The 19,790-nt window shown below is 44.6% G+C and carries 19 protein-coding genes and 2 pseudogenes; 9 read left to right on the top strand and 12 right to left on the bottom strand.

What is annotated here, in order from left to right; translation table 11 throughout:
- Positions 1 to 70 precede the first annotated feature (70 nt).
- The 8 genes and pseudogenes from DP114_RS17210 to DP114_RS17245 form a co-directional block, all read right to left on the bottom strand.
- On the bottom strand, positions 71 to 502 hold the full coding sequence (locus tag DP114_RS17210) for a F0F1 ATP synthase subunit B' (protein WP_169267646.1): 432 nt from the start codon (positions 500 to 502) through the stop codon (positions 71 to 73).
- A 161-nt stretch (positions 503 to 663) separates the two neighbouring features.
- A complete protein-coding gene (atpE, locus tag DP114_RS17215; RefSeq protein WP_015112744.1) occupies positions 664 to 909 on the bottom strand; it encodes an ATP synthase F0 subunit C in 246 nt (81 codons plus the stop codon).
- Positions 910 to 1,157: 248 nt separating this feature from the next.
- The gene (gene atpB / locus DP114_RS17220) at positions 1,158 to 1,916 is read right to left on the bottom strand and encodes a F0F1 ATP synthase subunit A (RefSeq protein WP_169267645.1); all 759 of its coding nucleotides are present in this window, start codon (positions 1,914 to 1,916) and stop codon (positions 1,158 to 1,160) included.
- Positions 1,917 to 2,038: 122 nt separating this feature from the next.
- Positions 2,039 to 2,491 carry an ATP synthase subunit I gene (locus DP114_RS17225; protein WP_169267662.1) on the bottom strand — a complete coding sequence of 151 codons (453 nt, stop codon included), beginning with the start codon at positions 2,489 to 2,491 and terminating at the stop codon, positions 2,039 to 2,041.
- Between the two features lie 337 nt (positions 2,492 to 2,828).
- A pseudogene (locus DP114_RS17230) lies at positions 2,829 to 3,494 on the bottom strand (SAM-dependent methyltransferase); the annotation flags it as partial.
- 34 nt (positions 3,495 to 3,528) lie between these two features.
- Positions 3,529 to 3,909: a type II toxin-antitoxin system VapC family toxin gene (locus tag DP114_RS17235; RefSeq protein WP_169267644.1), complete on the bottom strand. Its 381-nt coding sequence runs from the start codon at positions 3,907 to 3,909 to the stop codon at positions 3,529 to 3,531.
- On the bottom strand, positions 3,906 to 4,172 hold the full coding sequence (locus DP114_RS17240; protein ID WP_169267643.1) for an AbrB/MazE/SpoVT family DNA-binding domain-containing protein: 267 nt from the start codon (positions 4,170 to 4,172) through the stop codon (positions 3,906 to 3,908). Before DP114_RS17240 ends, DP114_RS17235 begins: the two co-directional genes overlap by 4 nt.
- An 817-nt stretch (positions 4,173 to 4,989) precedes the next feature.
- Positions 4,990 to 7,617, bottom strand: a complete 2,628-nt coding sequence (locus DP114_RS17245; protein WP_171976672.1) for a two-partner secretion domain-containing protein — start codon at positions 7,615 to 7,617, stop codon at positions 4,990 to 4,992.
- 564 nt (positions 7,618 to 8,181) lie between these two features.
- On the opposite strand from DP114_RS17245, the gene DP114_RS17250 reads away from it, so the two are divergent.
- Positions 8,182 to 11,481 carry a phycobilisome rod-core linker polypeptide gene (locus DP114_RS17250; protein ID WP_169268904.1) on the top strand — a complete coding sequence of 1,100 codons (3,300 nt, stop codon included), beginning with the start codon at positions 8,182 to 8,184 and terminating at the stop codon, positions 11,479 to 11,481.
- Between the two features lie 16 nt (positions 11,482 to 11,497).
- On the opposite strand, the gene DP114_RS17255 is transcribed toward DP114_RS17250, so the two are convergent.
- On the bottom strand, positions 11,498 to 11,755 hold the full coding sequence (locus tag DP114_RS17255; protein WP_172195233.1) for a hypothetical protein: 258 nt from the start codon (positions 11,753 to 11,755) through the stop codon (positions 11,498 to 11,500).
- A gap of 530 nt (positions 11,756 to 12,285) precedes the next feature.
- Between DP114_RS17255 and apcA the strand changes: the two genes are divergently transcribed.
- The 3 genes from apcA (at position 12,286) to DP114_RS17270 (ending at position 13,765) form a co-directional block, all read left to right on the top strand.
- Complete coding sequence (gene apcA / locus DP114_RS17260) at positions 12,286 to 12,771, top strand: allophycocyanin subunit alpha (RefSeq protein ID WP_171976673.1); 486 nt, start codon at positions 12,286 to 12,288, stop codon at positions 12,769 to 12,771.
- A gap of 66 nt (positions 12,772 to 12,837) precedes the next feature.
- Positions 12,838 to 13,326 (top strand): allophycocyanin subunit beta, encoded by a 489-nt coding sequence (apcB, locus tag DP114_RS17265; RefSeq protein ID WP_169268830.1) that lies wholly within the window; start codon positions 12,838 to 12,840, stop codon positions 13,324 to 13,326.
- Between the two features lie 232 nt (positions 13,327 to 13,558).
- Complete coding sequence (locus tag DP114_RS17270; protein ID WP_169268831.1) at positions 13,559 to 13,765, top strand: phycobilisome linker polypeptide; 207 nt, start codon at positions 13,559 to 13,561, stop codon at positions 13,763 to 13,765.
- Between the two features lie 246 nt (positions 13,766 to 14,011).
- On the opposite strand, the gene DP114_RS17275 is transcribed toward DP114_RS17270, so the two are convergent.
- Positions 14,012 to 14,530, bottom strand: a complete 519-nt coding sequence (locus DP114_RS17275; RefSeq protein WP_171976674.1) for a hypothetical protein — start codon at positions 14,528 to 14,530, stop codon at positions 14,012 to 14,014.
- A gap of 428 nt (positions 14,531 to 14,958) precedes the next feature.
- Between DP114_RS17275 and DP114_RS17280 the strand changes: the two genes are divergently transcribed.
- The 3 genes from DP114_RS17280 (at position 14,959) to DP114_RS17290 (ending at position 17,165) form a co-directional block, all read left to right on the top strand.
- Positions 14,959 to 16,152, top strand: a complete 1,194-nt coding sequence (locus tag DP114_RS17280) for an FtsW/RodA/SpoVE family cell cycle protein (RefSeq protein WP_169268833.1) — start codon at positions 14,959 to 14,961, stop codon at positions 16,150 to 16,152.
- Positions 16,153 to 16,391: 239 nt separating this feature from the next.
- A complete protein-coding gene (locus tag DP114_RS17285) occupies positions 16,392 to 16,556 on the top strand; it encodes a hypothetical protein (RefSeq protein ID WP_171975127.1) in 165 nt (54 codons plus the stop codon).
- A 108-nt stretch (positions 16,557 to 16,664) separates the two neighbouring features.
- On the top strand, positions 16,665 to 17,165 hold the full coding sequence (locus DP114_RS17290; protein WP_246162565.1) for a WD40 repeat domain-containing protein: 501 nt from the start codon (positions 16,665 to 16,667) through the stop codon (positions 17,163 to 17,165).
- A gap of 232 nt (positions 17,166 to 17,397) precedes the next feature.
- Here DP114_RS17290 and DP114_RS36050 read toward each other — a convergent pair whose 3' ends face one another.
- Together DP114_RS36050 and DP114_RS17300 are read right to left on the bottom strand one after the other, a co-directional pair.
- Positions 17,398 to 17,556, bottom strand: coding sequence for a hypothetical protein (locus DP114_RS36050; protein WP_318284115.1), 159 nt, complete (start codon positions 17,554 to 17,556; stop codon positions 17,398 to 17,400).
- Positions 17,557 to 17,630: 74 nt separating this feature from the next.
- A protein-coding gene (locus DP114_RS17300) for an IS630 family transposase (protein WP_169268660.1) occupies positions 17,631 to 18,685 on the bottom strand; the annotation gives its coding sequence in 2 pieces (ribosomal slippage) (positions 17,631 to 18,290 and positions 18,293 to 18,685; 1,053 coding nt in all).
- 125 nt (positions 18,686 to 18,810) lie between these two features.
- Between DP114_RS17300 and DP114_RS17305 the strand changes: the two genes are divergently transcribed.
- The gene (locus tag DP114_RS17305) at positions 18,811 to 19,065 is read left to right on the top strand and encodes a hypothetical protein (protein ID WP_169268659.1); all 255 of its coding nucleotides are present in this window, start codon (positions 18,811 to 18,813) and stop codon (positions 19,063 to 19,065) included.
- Positions 19,062 to 19,466: pseudogene (locus DP114_RS36340) on the top strand (PIN domain-containing protein). Before DP114_RS17305 ends, DP114_RS36340 begins: the two are co-directional and overlap by 4 nt.
- The last annotated feature ends 324 nt before the right edge of the window (positions 19,467 to 19,790 follow it).

Below are 19,790 nucleotides of genomic sequence, written 5' to 3' on the forward strand. Positions count from 1 at the left end.
TTGTGGGACGACTTGCGCCCCGCTACGTATATACTTATCGAATTAATGTGAGATCGCGCATTCAGCTACTCTATTTAGCTAAAACAGGTCCCAATAGTTTTTCTAGTATCTGCCTGCTGAGAGCATCTACCTGTTGATCTAAGGAACTCAAAACTTCCTGCTTTTGCTGTTCTATTTCAAGTGCCGCTTGTTCTCGTTGAGCTTGAGCTTCTTTTTGCGCCTCAGCGATTTTCTGATCAGTGGTTTTCTGAGCTTCTGCTTGAGCTGCAGCGACAGTCGCTTGCGATTGTTTACGAGCTTCTGCTAATTGTTGCTCATATTCTTTAGTTAATCGCTCAGCTTTAGCCAAGCGTTCACGAGCATCAAGGTTATTCGTTCGGATATAGTTATCGCGATCGTCTAGTGCCTTGGTCAGTGGCTTATAGAAAATAACATTCAATAGAGCTGCCAACAGCAGGAACTGCACTGCCATCAAGGGCAAGGTTGCATCGAAATCAAACATTTCTCTCCTCTTTGGCTACAACAGCACTTTTCACGGGCGAAAAATCATCTTACTTTTGATCATCATCAAGACCCCATAGCCATCAAGGGTCAACTTTTATCCTTATCAGGTATAGAGACGTGAGCGTTCACGTCTCCAAAACTAAGGAAAAGTTTTAGGTTTTAGGCAAATGGGTTAGCAAACAGTAGTACTAGGGCAATAACCAGACCATAAATGGTAAGGGATTCCATGAATGCCAAGGTTAACAGTAAAGTACCGCGAATTTTACCTTCTGCTTCTGGTTGACGAGCAATACCTTCTACTGCTTGTCCTGCAGCATTACCTTGACCAATACCAGGACCAATTGCAGCCAAACCAATTGCTAGAGCAGCAGCAAGAACGCTTGCAGCAGAAACTAATGGATCCATGTTGATTTTCCTTACCTTTAGTACAAAACGAACGATTTTTGTGTTTAGATTTTAGATTTTAGATTTTGCATCGAAAGCGAAAATTCGAGCATCCAAAATCTAACATGACATCAGCTGAGGGTTCTAAGCAGTGATCACTTATCAGTTATCAGTTACCAGTTATAACTCTTTATTGATCACCCTTCGGGTTCGCCAGTTACCTCTGTCGGGAAACCCTCATCAAGTACTGGTCTCACTGTTCACTGATTTTAATGTGCTTCCTCATGCTCTTCGCCACCATGTCCTTCCATCGCCTCATGAATATATGCCGCTGCTAAGGTGGCAAAAACCAAGGCTTGAATGGCACTGGTAAACAAACCTAAAGCCATCACTGGCAAAGGTACAAACAGAGGAACCAAAAGAACCAGCACTCCTACAACTAATTCATCCGCCAAAATGTTACCAAATAGACGGAAGCTTAGGGAGAGGGGCTTGGTGAAATCTTCTAGAATCGCGATCGGTAACAGGACAGGCGTTGGCTCTATATACTTTTTGAAGTACCCCAAACCACGCTTCCTAAAACCTGCGTAAAAGTAAGCTAAAGAAGTCAATAACGCCAGTGCTACTGTCGTATTAATGTCATTGGTTGGAGCAGCCAACTCTCCCGATGGAAGTTTGATCAGCTTCCAGGGAATTAAAGCACCCGACCAGTTGGATATGAAGATAAACAGAAATAGTGTGCCTATAAACGGCACCCAAGGACGGTACTCTTTCTCTCCAATCTGGTTTTTTGTGAGGTCTCGAATAAATTCCAAAGCATATTCCATTAGGTTTTGGATACCACTGGGAATTTTTTGGATGTTTTTAGTAGCAGCTAGTGAAGCTACGACCAAAAGACCAATCACAAACCAGGAGGTGAGGAAGACCTGTCCATGCAGTTTTAGATTGCCTAACTGCCAGTAGAAATGATGACCTACTTCTAGTTCTCCAAGGGGAACAGAAGTTAGGGCATTCAGAAAATTCACCATTTTCCTAACCTAATCTATCATTTCTCCAATCTTACCTGGAGAAGTGGAGCGGGTTCGCGGGGTGGATTTTCCTCTTGGAAAAGTTCCGTCCTCCCGCACAGTTTGCTTTTTGCTGTTTATGGCTACCGGAGCTTTGGCAAGGAGGAGGCAAATGCCCCTCTTACTACATAAAAGAGGAGTGTTGCTTTATAAGTAAGAAATCCCAAAAAGATGGGTAAGATTTGCAGTTGATTCCATCGCGATGCTAGTAGAATAACCGCTACTAATAACGCAAATCGAGTTTTACTCAACTGTTTTTTTTCTCCACTCAAACCCTCAACATCTTTTGCCAACATCCTCAAGTAAACCACACCTGTACATGCTCCGAGCAAATAATTTAAAGCAATGTTCAGGGAATAAAATATCCAAACACAGATAAATATAATCCCTGTCAAGACAAGAGTAATGAGCAACAACTCTTGGTAGAGTCCATAGAACTCATGCATCGAGTTGTCTGGTTCTGTGTCCTCAAAACCAGGTCTTGAATCTTGTCGTGTTGTTGGTGTGGGATCAGTTGATTCGTTTGACAAGCTCACGAGACTTGAAACCATTACAGCTAATTGTGTTGACTGCATCTTCAGCCAGCTGAATCATATCACGATTGGGTAACAATACTTTAGAAAAAAACAATTAACTTATTGTCCCCAAACAAAAGACACCAGGTAGATGCACCAAGTACAAAAAGGATAATTAACACGGAAAATATGGATGAACAGGACAAATCCTTACCAATCCCTCTATCCTGAAATTCCGTGTTGAGAGCTGTGGCGAGATGAGGAGTCGCAATCAACTTGAAAGGTAGATATCCTCTTAATTTCTATTCTACCTTTTCCCTCGCCGCCTGCTTTGTTGGGATTTTGGCAATTTGTTTGGTTAACTTGGTATCAACAAAATCAGCAGCTGTTGCAACAGCCGCCTTCTCACTCCATCTAACCCCAATGATGAGTCGGTTAAAATCTCGTCTACTGTTGAAACACCATTCCAGCTTTGTAAAAACTTCAACTCTTGTGGTGATAAATTCACAATCTGGTAATCGTAGTTGAAGACACATTGACTGGGAAAACCATCCATGCAAGGATTTCGCTCACAAATTGCCGTTAATAAATCATTATCCGCTGACCAATCAGCCTTCGGTAAAGGTGGGCGACTCAGAAAAAACTCGTAGTGAGTCACTTCTGGATCTAATAACTCTATCAAACGATAACGCTGGATCTCACCTAAGTTAGCTACTCGTTCCATTAACTCTGGCGCTTTGTCGAAAAGTCTGCCTATCTGCCAAAAAACCGGATTTGAGAAACCAACAAAATCCAATCCTGAAGCACAAATCAGTTCAAACAACGTCTCAATGTTATAATCTACCTCCTGGGGATGCACATACATATCAGCAAAGCACTCATCCCGTTGATTTTCTAAAGACCAACGTTCTCGTTATGGCTTGACAATACGGTTATTTTCTGGTAAAAAAGCGAAGATTTGCCGATCAACCTGAACACCATCACGGTAATCACCGCGCTTGTCATTTTGAAGGAGGGCGATCGCTATACCTCCAGTCGCCGATTCATCTGACCTCTCATCACCGAACCACCTGCACATCCAAAGATAAACCGAGCGTTGTCCAAATGCGATCGCTTGTCAAAACCGAAGCATTGAGACGCATTCCCAAACTCAAGCAAGCACGGTCACCCAAAGACAAACCAACCTGTCGAGTTTGCAACCAGAGTCTTCCCGCCATCTCGGCATCTTCAGGAGTAAAGGGAGCGCAGATCAGCCCTAACGCCTCCAAATCCTCGCGCATTCCATCTATCACCACACCCGCAGCTACAGATTTCTGCACCACCTCCGCCCAATTCACACTCGAAATCACCGACTCAGCCAGCACGACTTCAACCGCTTCACCCCCAGGCTCATCCTGCAAATAGGCTAGCATTGCTGACGCATCCAACACCACCGTCATGCGCCCACTTCCCGCTTACCTTCCTCGCGTCGTTCCGCTATCAACTCGTCCGCCAGACTTCTCTGTTTTGGCAATTGCGAAAACCGAGCTTTCAGCCGCTGTTTAATCGCCTCCTGCTTTTCCAAAATCAGCCGCCCCTCTTCAGGACGAGCAACTAGCGTATCTCCCTCCTCAAAACCCAACAGCCGCCGCAGAGCAGCAGGAATAACCAAACGTCCTTGGCGACCTAAATGGACTTCAATATGTTTAGATGATTCGACCATAGATCCACTCGTTATGTCACATCATCTCTATATGTGCCACAAAAATGTAGTCCGTGGCAATATAAAAAGTAATTTGTAAGGTGTATCTCATATCATGTCCGCTTAATTACTTATAATTCCTGCTTGACCTCACCCTAACCCTCTCCTTATAAAGGAGAGCCAGTGCGTTGCGGTGAGACCAGTGCTTGATGAGGGTTTCCCGACCTAGGCATCTGGCGTAAGCGCAAAGCGCACGCTGCGCGTTCGCTCTTAGCGTGCGCTTGCGCTTACGCCGTAAGGCGTGCGCTTTGCGCATACCCGAAGGGGGGTTCCCAAGGCAGCTTTTGGGGGGAAGCGGGGGAACATAACGTGCCGCCCCGTTGTAGCATCTGGCGTGAGGGTACCGGAGGCGGGTGAGGTTCCTCGTTTTTATAAGTGTTTATCCGGACATGATATCACTCAAAATCTCACCCTCGTTTTCAACGTAGCCACAATATTTCCCTCTCCTTAATAAGGAGAGCCAGTGCGTTGCGGTGAGACCAGTGCTTGATGAGGGTTTCCCGACCTAGGCATCTGGCGTAAGCGCAAAGCGCACGCTGCGCGTTCGCTCTTAGCGTGCGCTTGCGCTTACGCCGTAAGGCGTGCGCTTTGCGCATACCCGAAGGGGGGTTCCCAAGGCAGCTTTTGGGGGGAAGCGGGGGAACATAACGTGCCGCCCCGTTGTAGCACCTGGCGTGAGGGATGCCCGATAGGGCAGGGTGAGGTAAAAACGTGAATGATAACCAATCAACTAGATTTGATATCAAAAGAAGAAATCTAGTTGGATTCGCGCTCATTACTATCTCGTTGCAGCACAGTTAGTAGTAGGTGCTGGCTGCTCACGTTGTGGGCCAGTTTTGGTTGGATCATAACCTACCAGCACTACCTGACCTTTTTCGTTATATATCCAACCTCGGACTGGTATTATCTTTTTGACAGGTGGCTTTTGAGATGGCTGCTTTTGTGTTGTACTTGTTGAACTTACCTTACTGGGAACAGGTTCAACTAAATCAACGCGCACATTATCACTACTAAGGATTTTATTGGGATCAGATGGCAATCCGCCACGTCCGGTGATGGTGAAAGTACTACCAAAACCTTTTATACAAGGATTCTGGGCAACCTGCTGTGCGGGGTCGATGACAGTTTCTGTCAATTCAAATAATCCTTGGGTGGGGTCAATTTCGGGTGTGTTGAATTGCACAATGCCATTGAATTGTGGACCAGCTTCAGAAATGGCGGTGATATCACTGTCTGGGGAGCGAAAGATACCTCGGGCTGTAATGTTGACCTCTCCCCCATAACCTTTTACTGCATCGGCGGTAATATTGCTATCTTCAAAGGCAACTAAGTTGCCAGTGTTGATGGTAATATTGCCTCCACCAGCTGTGCCTTGGGCGTTAGTGGTGATGTTGCTGTTCTTACGCAAAATTAAGTCACGGGAGTTGAGGGTAATATTGCCTTTTCCCCCACTCGTATTGGCGTTAAGCTCACTGCCATCAAGCTTAATGGTGTCAGCCTTAATCTCCAAATTACCAGCATTACCATTACCAGTACTATTCACATATAATCCCGCTCCATCAAGAACTAGGCTTGTTGCTTGCACCTTCAAGTCTCCAGCATTGCCACTGCCCAAGTTGTTCGTCCGCATGCTTGCTGCGTTAATCTTAAATAGACCTGCGGTAATGTTGACTTCTCCAGCGTTACCTGTACTATTTTCCGTCGTACTGCTAGAGACTCCTGAGCCTTCCAGTAGAAAAGAACCTGCGGTAATGTTAATATTTCCAGCATCACCAATACCCGCAGTGGTTGTAGATATACCTACCTTGTTCAGTAATTCCAAAGAACCTGCGACAGTAATATTGATTTCTCCAGCCTTACCTGTGCTACTTGCCCCCGCCTCGCTAAGAACACCTCCTTGTTGTTCAAGCCGAAAAGAATTTGCACGAATATTGATTTTTCCAGCGTCACCCGTATTATAAGCGTTAGTATTTATATTTGTATTTTTGATGCTGGTAAGAGAGTCTGCGACAGTAATATTGATTTCTCCGCCTTGACCTTTGTAATTGGCACGGCTAAAGACACCCGAGTTTTCAATCTGCAAAGAATTTGCATTGATGTTAATGTTGCCAGCATTACCCACGCCATTGGAGTCGGCTTGTATACCTGTGGAGGTAATCGCCATCGGACCATTGACAGCAATGTTGATGTTTCCGGCTTTACCACTGCTACTTCCTGTCGTTATGCTCACGAGCGACGAGGAGCCTTTCATCTCCAAAGAATTTGCACGAATGTTGATGTCTCCGGCATTACCCTTATTGTCCTGTGTCTGAATGCTTACACCACTGCGATTATCAAAGTTGATCTTGTTGGCATCCAGTTTAATTTGTCCGCCGTTCCCGGAACCGAAGGTGTTAGAGAGGAGGCTGGAGCGATTGAAAGCTATAGAGTCACCAACAATGCTAATTTCTCCCCCATTTTTATCCCCAAGTGTATCAGATAATAGAATTGAGTCAGAGGTGAAATTGATGTTCCTCCCGAGTATGGCAATAGAACCGCTGCCGTCTCCAGTGACATTCACGAACGATTTATTAGAAAACTCGATGTCTCGAAAACTGGGGGTGCCTTGATAAGCAAGTGAAAAACCTTCAGATTGTGCTGGGACGAGATTTACAATTTGGTTGCTATCAAAACTGCCGATTTCAATACGTCCTCCTTGTGACCTGAGTACACCACCTTCAACAAAAACATTTCCTCCTACGAGTGCTAAGGTTTTTCCGGGTTCGACTTGTAATCCTGTAACGTTCGAGTCTAGTTTGGGACGGTTTCCTGACCTAACCTCAGAAACAAGTCCGCTCCCTGTCACTGGTCCTCGTACCTGAATGTTTCCAGGATTATCCCGATACCTCAACCCAATCGGAACATTTATAGTTAACAATGGGGGTGCTTGCGGGTTGGTTGCACTAAACTCAAACCCATTGTCAAATACAAAACTGTGCGCTGTACTCCCCAAAAAGGAACCACCAATATTCAAGCTGGCATTTGGTCCAAAAATAATCCCCGCAGGATTGAGTAAAAACACGTTCGCCTTGCCGAGTGCTCTAATCGCACCATCAATATTAGAAACAGAACCACCCGTCACCCGACCGATGATGTTTAGCACATCAGCTGCATTGTTGAAGTTAGCCGAACCACCTGCAGGTACAGAAAATTCTTTGAAGCTGTGAAAAAGGTTTCCTCCCCTTCTTGTCCCATCATTGATGGTGAAGTTTTTGCCGTCAGGAGTCGTGACGGTGGTGGATACAGTTCCATCAGGAGTGACTTGTTGAGTGACTTGTTGTGCTGTGGCTGTATCTAGAAAAGTTAAACTCCCTATGGCGCATAGGGGTAAGGTGAATAAAATTAGTGAATGCCAACCCTGTTTCATGATCAACTCCAAATCTAAAATTCAGCGATTGTGAGTAAGCGAGTCTGAGCCTGTTAATAGAAATTTTCAGTAATCTACTGGGAACGAGGCATTAGTTGAACCCTTCAGGCAAACAAGGGCGAGCATTTCTTAAATTCTGTTGTAATTTTTTTCCAGTGATTGTATTTCACCACAGATGCTGATAGATATATTGACTTGTGAGCATTTGCGTGCATCTGCGTGCATCTACAGTTCCAAGTAGCGAGCAGAGCGAAAACGATGCTACATCTTGTCTTAAAAGAATAAATCTAGTTTAATCAAGAATTGATACAAATCTTAAATATTTTCTCAGAGAAATTTAAACATTTGCTTTTGGAGTTGATACATCTTGGCTCTAGTTTCTACACACTTCTTAATAAAGCCACAGAGAAATGCCAAAACGTTCTAATCTAAAAGCTGACTGGGTTAATTTTTTTTAGCAGTCTTGAGGGCAGCAGTCTTAATGCATGACTGCACCAATGTGTCAAGCCTAAAAGCAACCCAGACTTAACACAAAGAAAATATGATAGGAGTTTTACAAATCCGATGAGTGTTAAGGCAAGTGGTGGAAGCTCAGTTGCGCGTCCGCAACTATATCAAACCCTCGCAGTATCAACAATTTCCCAAGCAGAGCAGCAAGACCGCTTTCTGGGATCTGGTGAATTAAGTGAACTGGCAAGGTATTTTGCATCTGGTACCAAGCGTCTAGAAATCGCTCAGAGGCTTACGGAAAATTCGGAGATTATTGTCTCTCGTGCTGCCAACCGGATTTTTGTTGGTGGTTCGCCAATGTCTTTCCTAGAAAAGCCCAGAGAACCAGAAGTGGTGATGGCTGGCGCACCGAAGAATATTAGTGGTACCACAAACACAGGAACTCTCACTTACGCAGAAAGTCGTGGTGGTTTCTTAGAAAATGTACGCTCAGTCTTTAACAGCTCACCCAGTGGTCCGATTCCTCCGGGTTTTCGACCAATCAACGTCGCCCGTTATGGTCCGGCGAATATGGCTAAGAGCCTGCGGGACTTGTCGTGGTTTTTGCGCTACGCTACTTACGCGATCGTCGCTGGTGACCCTAGCATCATCGCTGTCAACACGCGTGGTTTGAGAGAAATCATTGAAAACGCCTGTTCTGGTGAAGCGACAATTGTTGCTTTGCAGGAAATAAAATTTGCAGCGCTTTCCTATTTCCGTCAGGATGCTGAGGCAACAGACATTGTGTCTCAGTACATGGATGTTTTGATTACAGAATTCAAAGCACCCACTCCTTCTACTAAACTGCGTCAACGTCCTTCAAGCGACCAACAGGGCTTACAACTGCCTCAGATTTACTTCAATGCGGCAGAACGGCGTCCCAAGTTTGTCATGAAGCCTGGGTTGTCAGGAGTTGAGAAAAACGAGGTTGTAAAAGCGGCATATAGACAAATTTTTGAGCGCGATATTACCCGTGCTTACAGTCAGTCGGTTTCTTACCTGGAATCCCAGGTCAAGAACGGCACTATCTCCATGAAAGAATTTGTCCGTCGCCTGGGCAAATCTCCGCTTTACCAAAAACAATTTTTCCAACCATTTATCAACAGCCGTGCTCTAGAGCTTGCTTTCCGTCACTTCTTGGGACGCGGACCAAGTAGCCGCGAAGAAGTACAAAAGTACTTTGACATCGTTTCCCGAGGTGGTCTGTCAGCTTTAATCGATGCACTGGTAGATTCTGCGGAATACAGTGATTATTTTGGTGAGGAAACGGTTCCTTACATTCGGGGACTTGGTCAAGAAGCACAAGAATGTCGTAACTGGGGACCACAGCAAGACCTGTTTAACTACAGTGCGCCTTTCCGCAAGGTTCCACAGTTTATCACAACTTTTGCTGCTTACAACCAACCACTACCAGACCAGCATCCTTATGGTTCTGGTAACGACCCCTTAGAAATTCAGTTTGGGGCAATTTTCCCGAAAGAAACCAGCAACCCCAATACTCGTCCTGCTCCTTTTGGTAAAGATACCAAGCGCATCCTGATTCACTCTGGACCTGGAATTAATAACCAAAACAGCAATCCTGGAGCGCGAGGCGAGAACCCTGGTACTTTGGGTCCCAAGGTGTTCAAGTTGGATCAACTGCCTGGTACAAGAGGTAAAAAGACACCAACTGGAGTCAGTGTCAAGTACTCGGAAAGCTCTACACAAGCGGTGATTCGGGCAGCTTACCTGCAAGTTTTCGGTCGCGATCTTTACGAAGGTCAGCGCCTGAAAGTGCAAGAAATTAAGCTGGAAAACGGTGATATCTCCGTACGGGAGTTTATCCGCGCTTTGGCTAAGTCCGATGTATTCCGGAATATGTACTGGACATCTTTGTATGTCATGAAGGCAATTGAGTACATCCACCGTCGCTTGTTAGGTCGTCCTACTTATGGTCGTCAAGAAAACAACAAGTACTTTGACCTCGCCTCCAAGAAGGGCTTCTACGCAGTTGTTGACGCCATCATTGGTAGCGTAGAGTATAGTGAGGCATTTGGTGAAGATACAGTTCCTTACGAACGGTACTTAACTCCTGGTGGTGTAGCATTACGGAAATTGCGCGTTGGTAGCATCCGTGAAGATATCACCCGGAGAATTGAGAAGGAACCAACTCCACTATTTGTTGAACTCGGTACTGTGGGAGACCGGACAGAATCTGAGATTCAGCAGCGCATTAGCCAAGGTGTTAGCAAGAAGCGTGAACAAACGAAAGTCTTCAAGTTGGTGGCAGGTAACAACGATAAAGTTGCAGTGGCAATAGTTATTGGTGCTGCTTACCGTCAGATTTTCGAGCGCAATATTGAACCCTACATTGTCAAAAACGAATTCACAGTGCTTTCAAGCAAACTGGGTAATGGTGAAATCACTGTTAAAGAATTTCTTGAAGGGTTGGGTTGTTCTAGCCTATACCTGAAAGAGTTCTACACCCCATACCCCAACACCAAGGTGATTGAACTAGGAACCAAGCACTTCCTGGGACGCGCTCCACTGGATCAAGCGGAAATTCGTAAGTACAATCAAATACTAGCGTCTCAAGGTATTCGTGCGTTTATCCGGGCAATGATCAACAGTCTGGAATATCTTGAAGCGTTTGGTGAAGATACAGTACCTTACAACCGCTTCGCGACCTTCCCAGCTGCGAACTTCCCGAATACTCAAAAGCTCTACAACCAGCTCACTAAGCAAAATCCAGATATTGTTGTCCCTAGCTTTGAGCCAGTGCAGGCGCGCATAAAGACAACCGCAGACACAGCAGCCACATCCACTGAAATTGAGAATGAACAGCCGCAGCTCGTCGAAGTCGGTCGTTCTTTTAACTCCAGTCAGGGACAGTTGGTTGAATCTGGTGTGGATACAACCCGCCGCAACCCAGCTCGTATTTACCGCATAACAGTAAATACAAATCAAGCTGACATAGAGCAGGTGATAAACGCTATTTACTCTCAAGTAATGGATGTGTATGGCGGTCAAGTTCCTGACCACTTCCACAATTGTGAGTTGGAAAGCAGACTGCGCAATGGTGAAATTTCTGTAAGAAAATTTGTGAGTGAACTTGCAAGCTCAGAAATCTATCGCCAGCGTTTCTGCGTTTCCTATCCCAACACCAAAGTGGTTGAGTTCCTCTTCCGTCATCTGTTGGGACGTGCGCCAGCAACTCAGGTGGAAATTCTCCATTACACCAACTCACTAACAGGTAGCGGTTTAAAAGCTGCTGTAGAGGAGATTGTTAATAGCTCTGAGTATGCTCAATACTTTGGTGAGAATGTGGTGCCATACCAGCGGTTCCCATCCTTGCCTGCAGGTAACTACCTTGGTAGCGTGAAGGCGCTTGATTAAGTGAAATAGTCAATCGTCAATAGTCATGTAGTGTTGAAGTTGGGGTGTAGGGGAGCCAGTACTGTTCGCGCAGCGTGGCACTTTGTGCCATAGGAGGGTTTCCCGACAGAGGTATCTGGTGAGACCAGCGCTGCAGGAGGTGAGACCAGTGCTGCGGGAGGGTCTCCCGACAGCCAGGCATCTGGCGAACCCGAAGGGGTTTCCCTCTGTAAGCGACTGGCGTATCTCCTCCGGAGACGCTGCGCGAACGCCGTAAGGCGTGCGCTTTGCGCATACCCGAAGGGCGTGTGTAGGGATAAAAACAGAAGCAGGGAGCACCGGAGTAGGGAGAAGACTAGTTCACGTGAACTAATTTCCCCCAGCACCCAGCACCCAAGCTAAGCGTGCTCCCTACTTCTTCCCCCTTACACCCTTACAACGCCAGGTGCGCGACTGTCGGGAAACCCGCCCACAGCACTGGCTCCCCTTACACCCTGCCCCTAAGACTATTGACTTGCAAAAGGTATTCTAAGCTTTGCCAACATTAGCTTTGTGACTGTCAGTAGAGCAGTAAACTTGAATTGCAATGTTACAAAGTATTAAGAGGAGTCATAATTGCTCAACAGAATGCCCGAAAATAATTCCGGAAGGTAACTGAGTTTATGAGCTTATGTACTAGCCATTACGCAAGCGCACTCGTTTAGTATTAGTTGCACCAGTTGTTTGGCTGTTGTATCTAAAAGATGAGAAAATAAGCTTAGTTAACCAATCAAAGCCGCACCAGTTTAAGATTCTGGTTTTATTTAGTACTGGAGGAATCCATTAATGAGTATCGTCACGAAGTCCATCGTGAATGCTGACGCAGAAGCGCGCTACCTCAGTCCTGGTGAACTAGACCGGATTAAGGGATTTGTTACTAGTGGTGAAAAGCGTCTCCGCATTGCTCAAGTTATCACCGAGAACCGCGAGCGTATTGTGAAGCAAGCTGGTGATCAACTGTTCCAAAGACGTCCTGATGTTGTTTCTCCTGGCGGTAATGCTTACGGTCAAGAAATGACAGCTACCTGTTTGCGCGATTTGGATTACTACCTCCGTCTCGTCACTTACGGCGTTGTCGCTGGTGATGTCACCCCCATTGAAGAAATTGGCCTTGTGGGTGTTCGCGAAATGTACAAGTCCCTTGGTACTCCAATTGAAGGTGTTGCTGAAGGTGTCCGTGGTTTGAAGAACGCTGCTGCGTCACTGATGTCTGGTGAAGACGCTGCTGAAGCTAGCGCTTACTTCGACTACGTAGTCGGTGGCTTGCAATAGGGTGAAGTTATTTCCCTGCTGAAACTGAACTAATGCAATAAGGTTGGAAATAAGGAATTAACTAACATGGCTCAAGACGCAATTACCTCTGTCATTAACTCTGCAGACGTTCAAGGTAAGTACTTGGATACTTCTGCTCTTCAAAAGCTTAAGAGCTACTTCTCAACTGGCGAACTGCGCGTACGTGCTGCTACCACCATTGCTGCTAACGCATCTGCAATTGTCAAAGAAGCTGTAGCTAAGGCTCTGTTGTATTCTGACATTACCCGTCCCGGTGGTAACATGTACACCACTCGTCGCTATGCTGCTTGCATCCGCGACTTGGATTACTACCTCCGTTATGCTACCTACGCTATGTTGGCAGGCGATCCATCCATATTGGATGAGCGTGTCCTCAATGGCTTGAAAGAAACCTACAACTCCTTAGGTGTACCCGTCGGTGCTACCGTGCAAGCTATCCAAGCTATCAAAGAAGTGACTGCTAGCTTGGTAGGTCCTGACGCTGGTAAGGAAATGGGTGTTTACTTGGATTACATTTCCTCCGGCTTAAGCTAAAAGCTAGGTTGCACTTGAGAACTTAAGTGCGGCTTTATTAAGTAAGGTCTGGAAATCAGTCGTGAGTGCTAGAACTTTTAATCGCTTATCTTGCTAAAGATGCATGTATGATGAGTGTTAAAAGTTTAGTATTGATGCTTGATTTCCAGCCTTTGAGTGATTACATAAAATATGCACTCATAATTTTTTGAAATAAAAAAGTTTCCATTTCACTATAGGGAGATATCAAAACATGGCAAGGATGTTTAAAATTACAGCTTGTGTTCCTAGTCAAACTCGGATTCGTACTCAGCGTGAACTGCAAAACACTTATTTCACTAAGTTAGTTCCCTACGAAAACTGGTTCAGTGAACAACAACGGATTCAAAAAGCCGGCGGCACAATTGTTAAGGTAGAGTTGGCTACTGGTAAGCGGGGAGCTAATACTGGCTTGTCTTAATCTGACCAAATCAGTGAACAGTGAACAGTGAACAGTGAACAGTGATAACTGATAACTGGTAACTAATAACTGATATTAAAATCCCCGCTCATTCATTGATGGGGATTAACTGGTAACTGATAACTGGTAACTGATAACTGTTAAGGCTACTTAGTTATGTGAATACGACTTGTAGGAAGTTGTTAAGAGGTCAGGTAGACCTCTTTTTTGTTTGCGCAAAACGCGGTTAAAAACCTGATTATTCTGCTAGCTTGATGGAGGTCGCTTTGGCATGTTCTGGTGAAATTTATCCAGTTGTTGTCGCTGTTCATCAGTGAAAACTGATTTCACTTGTTCATGAGATGACTGCATAATCTCCTCAATTTTTGCTTTTTGATCATTACTAAGATTCAAGTCAGCAAAAGGACCTTTTTTGCCTTCTGGTGGTGGCATAGGAATACCAGGACCAGGACCACCAAAGCCACCGTCCATCCCACCTCTACGGTTTCTCATTTGAGCGACTTTTTGTTCTAATGTCTGCCGTTGTTCTGATGTGAGAAGGGCATCTATTTTTTCTTTGGTTTGTTTGTCAATTTCGTCCAAACGTTGTTTTTGGTCATCACTCAGGTTTATATTTGGAGGTTGACCTGGTGGTCCTGATTGGGGAAAGTTTTGCGCATGGAAAGCTGGACTTGATGGGAAGGGAAAAGCTTGTGCGCTTAAAGGAACAGCTATCAAAGTCAGCCCAATCACTACAGAGAACATCTTGACAAGTTTGAGTTTCATTATGACCTCGTTGCCAATTTATTGAGTTCGACATTCAAATCATAAGAATTTCTATGATTCTTTGAGATGGGGGAAAAGTCCCAAATCTCACTTTTTTGTCGTAGAGAAAAAGTACTAAATTCAAACAGGACTTTTCTCCTACTTGATCGGCATAGGGGTGTAAGGGTGTGGGGGTGTAGGGGTGTGGGGGAAATCTGGCGGTATTTTATTTCGATGGGTAAAATCTGGGTTGACAGCGTAATATTCTTCTCATACCTGTCGCAAAGTTTGAGTACTGTAATGATCGCCCCTGCTTGGTGGGAGTTCTCGGTTTGCTCAAGTCTGATCCTGAAACACAGAATCAACAACTTAATCCCTTTTGAGTGCAAGTTGGTATCATTAACGTCAACTCCAAACGATCGCACCTTACAATTTAAATTTTATTCGTCGTGAATCTACGCCGCCTGACTTTATTATTTGATGACTCCGTGTCCAGCTGGGCATTAGAAGCGCGTTTATTGCGCTGGTTAACACTGGTTTGGCTGTTTGTGGGATTAGTGATGCTGTTTTCGGCATCCTATCCCGTAGCCGATGTTCGTCAACATGACGGAATGTACTACTTTAAACGTCAACTTTTGTGGGTACTAGTCGGTTTAATAGTATTCAATATTGTTGTTCATTTGCCTTTGCATAAAGTTTTGGGCATATCTCATTGGTTTGTGATAGTGCTTTTAGGGTTGATTTTCGCGACTTTAGTACCGGGAGTAGGAAAGAAGGCTTTTGACGCATCCCGGTGGATAGCTTTAGGACCGATTCCAATTCAACCTTCTGAATTAATTAAACCTTTTTTGGTGTTGCAAAGTGCCCGACTTTTTGGTCAGTGGGAAAACCTGAGTTGGCGTGTTCGCTTCTTTTGGCTGGGGATTTTTGGTCTGGTTCTTTTAGGTATTTTAGGACAACCTAACTTGAGCACAACCGCACTGTGTGGTATGACGATTTGGTTTATTGCCCTTGCTGCTGGATTACCTTACAAGTACTTAGGAGGAACTGCAATTGGGGGAGTGTTGTTGGCAGTACTTAGTATTAGTATCAAGGAATATCAGCGTAAGCGGGTGTTGTCATTCCTCAATCCTTGGGCTGATGCAACTGGGGATGGCTATCAACTGGTGCAAAGTTTGCTAGCTGTAGGTTCTGGTAGACAATGGGGTGCAGGATTTGGGCTTTCTCAACAAAAGCAGTTTTATTTGCCAATTCAGGATACTGATTTTATTTTTGCTGTGTTTGCTGAGGAGTTTGGCTTTGTTGGTGGTGTTGTGCTGTTGTTATTGATTGCTTTATACGCCACTTTAGGATTAATTATCGCTCTGAAGGCAAAGCATCCAGTGTATCGATTGGTGGCGATCGGTGTCACAATTTTGATGGTGGGACAATCTTTACTCCACATTGGTGTGACTACTGGTGCTTTGCCAACAACGGGTTTGCCATTGCCCATGTTTAGTTATGGTGGAAATTCGATGATTGCAAGTTTGATGGCATCTGGTTTGATTATTCGGGTTGCACGCCAGAGTAGTGAAGCTGAGGTGGTACCGTTGCGAGAGGAAGGTGAGAAGAGGCGCAAACGACGGCTATTTCAAAAAAAATAAGCAATACACAGCTGTAGAGACGTTACATGTAACGTCTCTACATTATTCATGATGGTGTATGTGATTCTTGAAAGAACCGTTATATATCACCTCAGTTGTGCATAAGTTAATTTTGGTTTTCTCTATAAAATAATGTGTAAGTATCAGCAAAAAATTTCATTGTGCTGCTTTGGGGTCTCATCTACAGAATTTGCATTTTGTCAATAACCTAGGTTTTCATATTTCCTGCATCTCGCGCTATGAGTGAAAACACCCGTGTCAAAACAATTTTGCTCTTGGCGGCGAATCCAAGAAATACTTCCCAGTTACGACTGGATGAAGAGGTACGGGAAATTGATGAGGGATTGCGACGGGCTAATAAGCGAGAACTGTTTAAGTTAGAGCAAAAATGGGCTGTGCGATAGCTTCGCTGCTGCGCGGAGCGCAGATCGCGCGACTTCTATCGAGCAATCCTCGACACTCAACCCCAAATTATACACTTTTGCGGACACGGAGCTGGTGAAGATGGCATTGTGCTGGAAGATGACACGGGGCAGATAGCACTTGTGCAAGCAGATGCGTTGGCGAGTATGTTTAAGCTATTTGCCAAAAAGGGAGTTGAGTCTGTTGCCACTGTTAGTTCTAAAACGGTACGCTTATGGAATCTGCAAGGGCAGGAACTGACAACCCTCAAAGGTCATAGCGGTTCTGTCTTGAGCATCGCTTTCAGCCCGGATGGAAAAACCATTGCCACTAGCAGTTATCACAACACGGTACGGTTGTGGAATCTGCAAGGGCAGGAACTGACAACCCTCAAAGGTCATAGCGGTTCTGTCTTGAGCATCGCTTTCAGCCTGGATGGAAAAACCATTGCCACTAGCAGTGACGACAACACGGTACGCTTGTGGAATCTGGATTTGGATGACTTACTCGCACGCGGTTGCGCTTGGGTGCATGATTATTTGAAGAATAACCGCAGTGTTCAGGATGAGGATCGTAAGCTGTGTGATGATGTTGGCACTCCCCGTCGGTGAGTTGGGTTGTGGAATGATACGTATGTTGCATTCATACGTGTTACCTCACCCTGCCCTGTCGGGCATCCCTCTCCTTATAAAGGAGAGGGAAAGTTACCTCATCCTGCCCTGTCGGGCATCCCTCTCGTTATTAAGGAGAGGGAAAGATTTTTACGCAGTAAAAAGTGAGGGTGAGGTTGGATTGCGGCGATCGCGCAAAGTACCTGCTTTTAGGTGGCGATCGCTCTTTAATTCAAAGCCAAGATTCTAAAGATAACGTTCTAACTTGCTGAATGCGGTCAAAGTCGCTATCAGCTGAGACTACGGTGAGATTGTGTTCTATGGCGATGGGCAAAGCCCCGCCAAGGGCGAACGCGTGTCGATTCAATTTCTTCAATAAGTAGTCGTTCAATAGTCACTGTGCTAAAGAAATTGGTAGGTGAGTAAGTAAGTCGTGGAGAAAATTTACAAGTATGTAACAAAGAGTTAAGCAGAAGAATTAGAGTTAAATATTACACGTTGCGTACTGTAATGTCCTTTTTCTCCTCTCGTTTGGACTCCATTAATAACGGCATAGGCAAGGTCTAACTCATCCTCAAAAGTTTTCGCGGCTAGTTCATCTTTTTTGAGATGTTGCCATTCCAATTCAATCGGGTTCATTTCTGAGCAATATTTGGGTAGAAAGAAGATGTACAAACCCATGTCTTTCCACTTTGACCATAATTGCTGTACTTCTTTACACCGATGAATCGGGCCGTTGTCCTGCACGATTACTCTGATGCGTCCTGTTTTTTGGGCTTCTGCGGCTTCCTGGTTCATCATCTGTATATAAGATTTGCGTGAAACGCCGCCAATGACCAAACCGTACACAAAACTAATTACGGGTTGAAGAAACCCAATAATACTTAACCTTCGCCCTCGGCATTTACTTTGCTCTAAGCGTTTTTGCTCGCCTCGGAAGTAATAGCTGTAGCTAGGTTCACTCCAGGCACAAAATCCTGATTCATCCATATACTTTAAATCTATTTCCCCAGCAGCCGCTGATAATTCCAGCATTTCTAAGTCTGCCTGTTTGATTTGCTGTATTACAGGATCTTGCTTTCCTTTGTGGCTTTTTCTAGTTCGCTTCCAAATGACCCCCTTTTTTTCAGTACCTGTCTTAACCAGTCAGGACTTAATTTTACCGAACGTTCTTGTTCTAATTTTTGGGCTAACTGAACGCTGTTATATGTACGTGGGTCTTTCTCTAAACATTCTTCTAAAAACACCATGTCAGTTTCCACCCACCTTGCTTTTCCTCCTCGCCCTGGTTTTTCCCAAAGCCCATTCATTCCTAGCTTTTGCCACTTATGCAAAACTTCTCGCACCGTTTGTGCAGTCCAGTTAAAGTGAGCCGCTATCTTCTCTATGTACCAACCATGTGCGCTCAATCTAATCACTTCTGCTCTGTCTTTCACTTTCTGCGGTACATCTGCCGTTCTCAGGTTGAAAAGAGTTTTATCTTGTTCTGGAGCCAGAAATACCCTTAAACGGCTGCCCATATCTCTGTTACCTTGGTAGACACATTATACGTATTTACTTATATTTACACAGTTTGGTTTTTTCACCTCGTTCTACTTACTAATTATCGATAACATTCTGAGTAGAAAGTTTAATCGAACAACATATGCAAAGCGTAACAGTACATTACCGTGTTGGAGAGGATGGTATTTTGCATTTAGATCTCCCGATCGGACTCACCAATGCAGAATTAGAAGTCACTGTCACATTTCAAGCTGTAACGTTAACAACTCAACAGAATATACCACAAGGTAAAGGCTGGCCCGCTGGTTTTTTTGAAGAGACTTTTGGAGTTTGTAAAGATGACCCCATAGTCATCGATTCTGAGGGGATTTTTGAAGATGGCGAAGAATTGGCATGAAGTATTTGTTAGATACAAACGTTTGCGTGAGATACTTAAATGGTGAATCTGATTTACTCAGGCGACGCCTACAAAGGACTAATTTAGAAGATATAGCAGTTTGTTCTGTCGTCAAGATGGAATTGTTTTATGGAGCAATGCGAAGCAATAATCCTGATGTGTCTTGGCGCAAATAGCAGAGGTTCCTTGAAGTTTTAGTTTCACTCCCTTTTGATGATATTGCTGCTTTGATAGCTGGAAGAGTTCGCGCTCAACTCGTTAATCTTGGTACACCCATCGGAGCTAACGATTTGTTAATTGCTTCTATCACTCTTGCTCATAACTTAACTTTAGTAACACACAATACTGATGAATTTTGTACAGTAGAAGGATTACGTATTGAGGATTGGGAACTTGAGTAATAAGCTGTCGCGCTTTTAATTGCAGCAAAGGAGAATGCTGCTACAGTAAAGAACAGAATAACAGAATTTTGTTGTGGACAACTGTATTGCCAGAGCACCCACCTTCAGCGATCGCTTGAGAAATTATCTGCTGCCCCTTCATTTAACTTTGTTAAGAATCTTTAAGTAAATGCATAAGTCGATTTTCCTGACATGTATTTAAAACCAATGGAAAGACAAAGAGGTTAAGAGGAAACAAATTTACTCTTTTTCTCAACCTTTTCACGTGTCCAGATGCACACAGTTTATGACGATAAGTTCAAAACAGAAGAAAAACTTTAAGCT

This window comes from Brasilonema sennae CENA114, from assembly GCF_006968745.1.
Taxonomy (GTDB): domain Bacteria; phylum Cyanobacteriota; class Cyanobacteriia; order Cyanobacteriales; family Nostocaceae; genus Brasilonema; species Brasilonema sennae.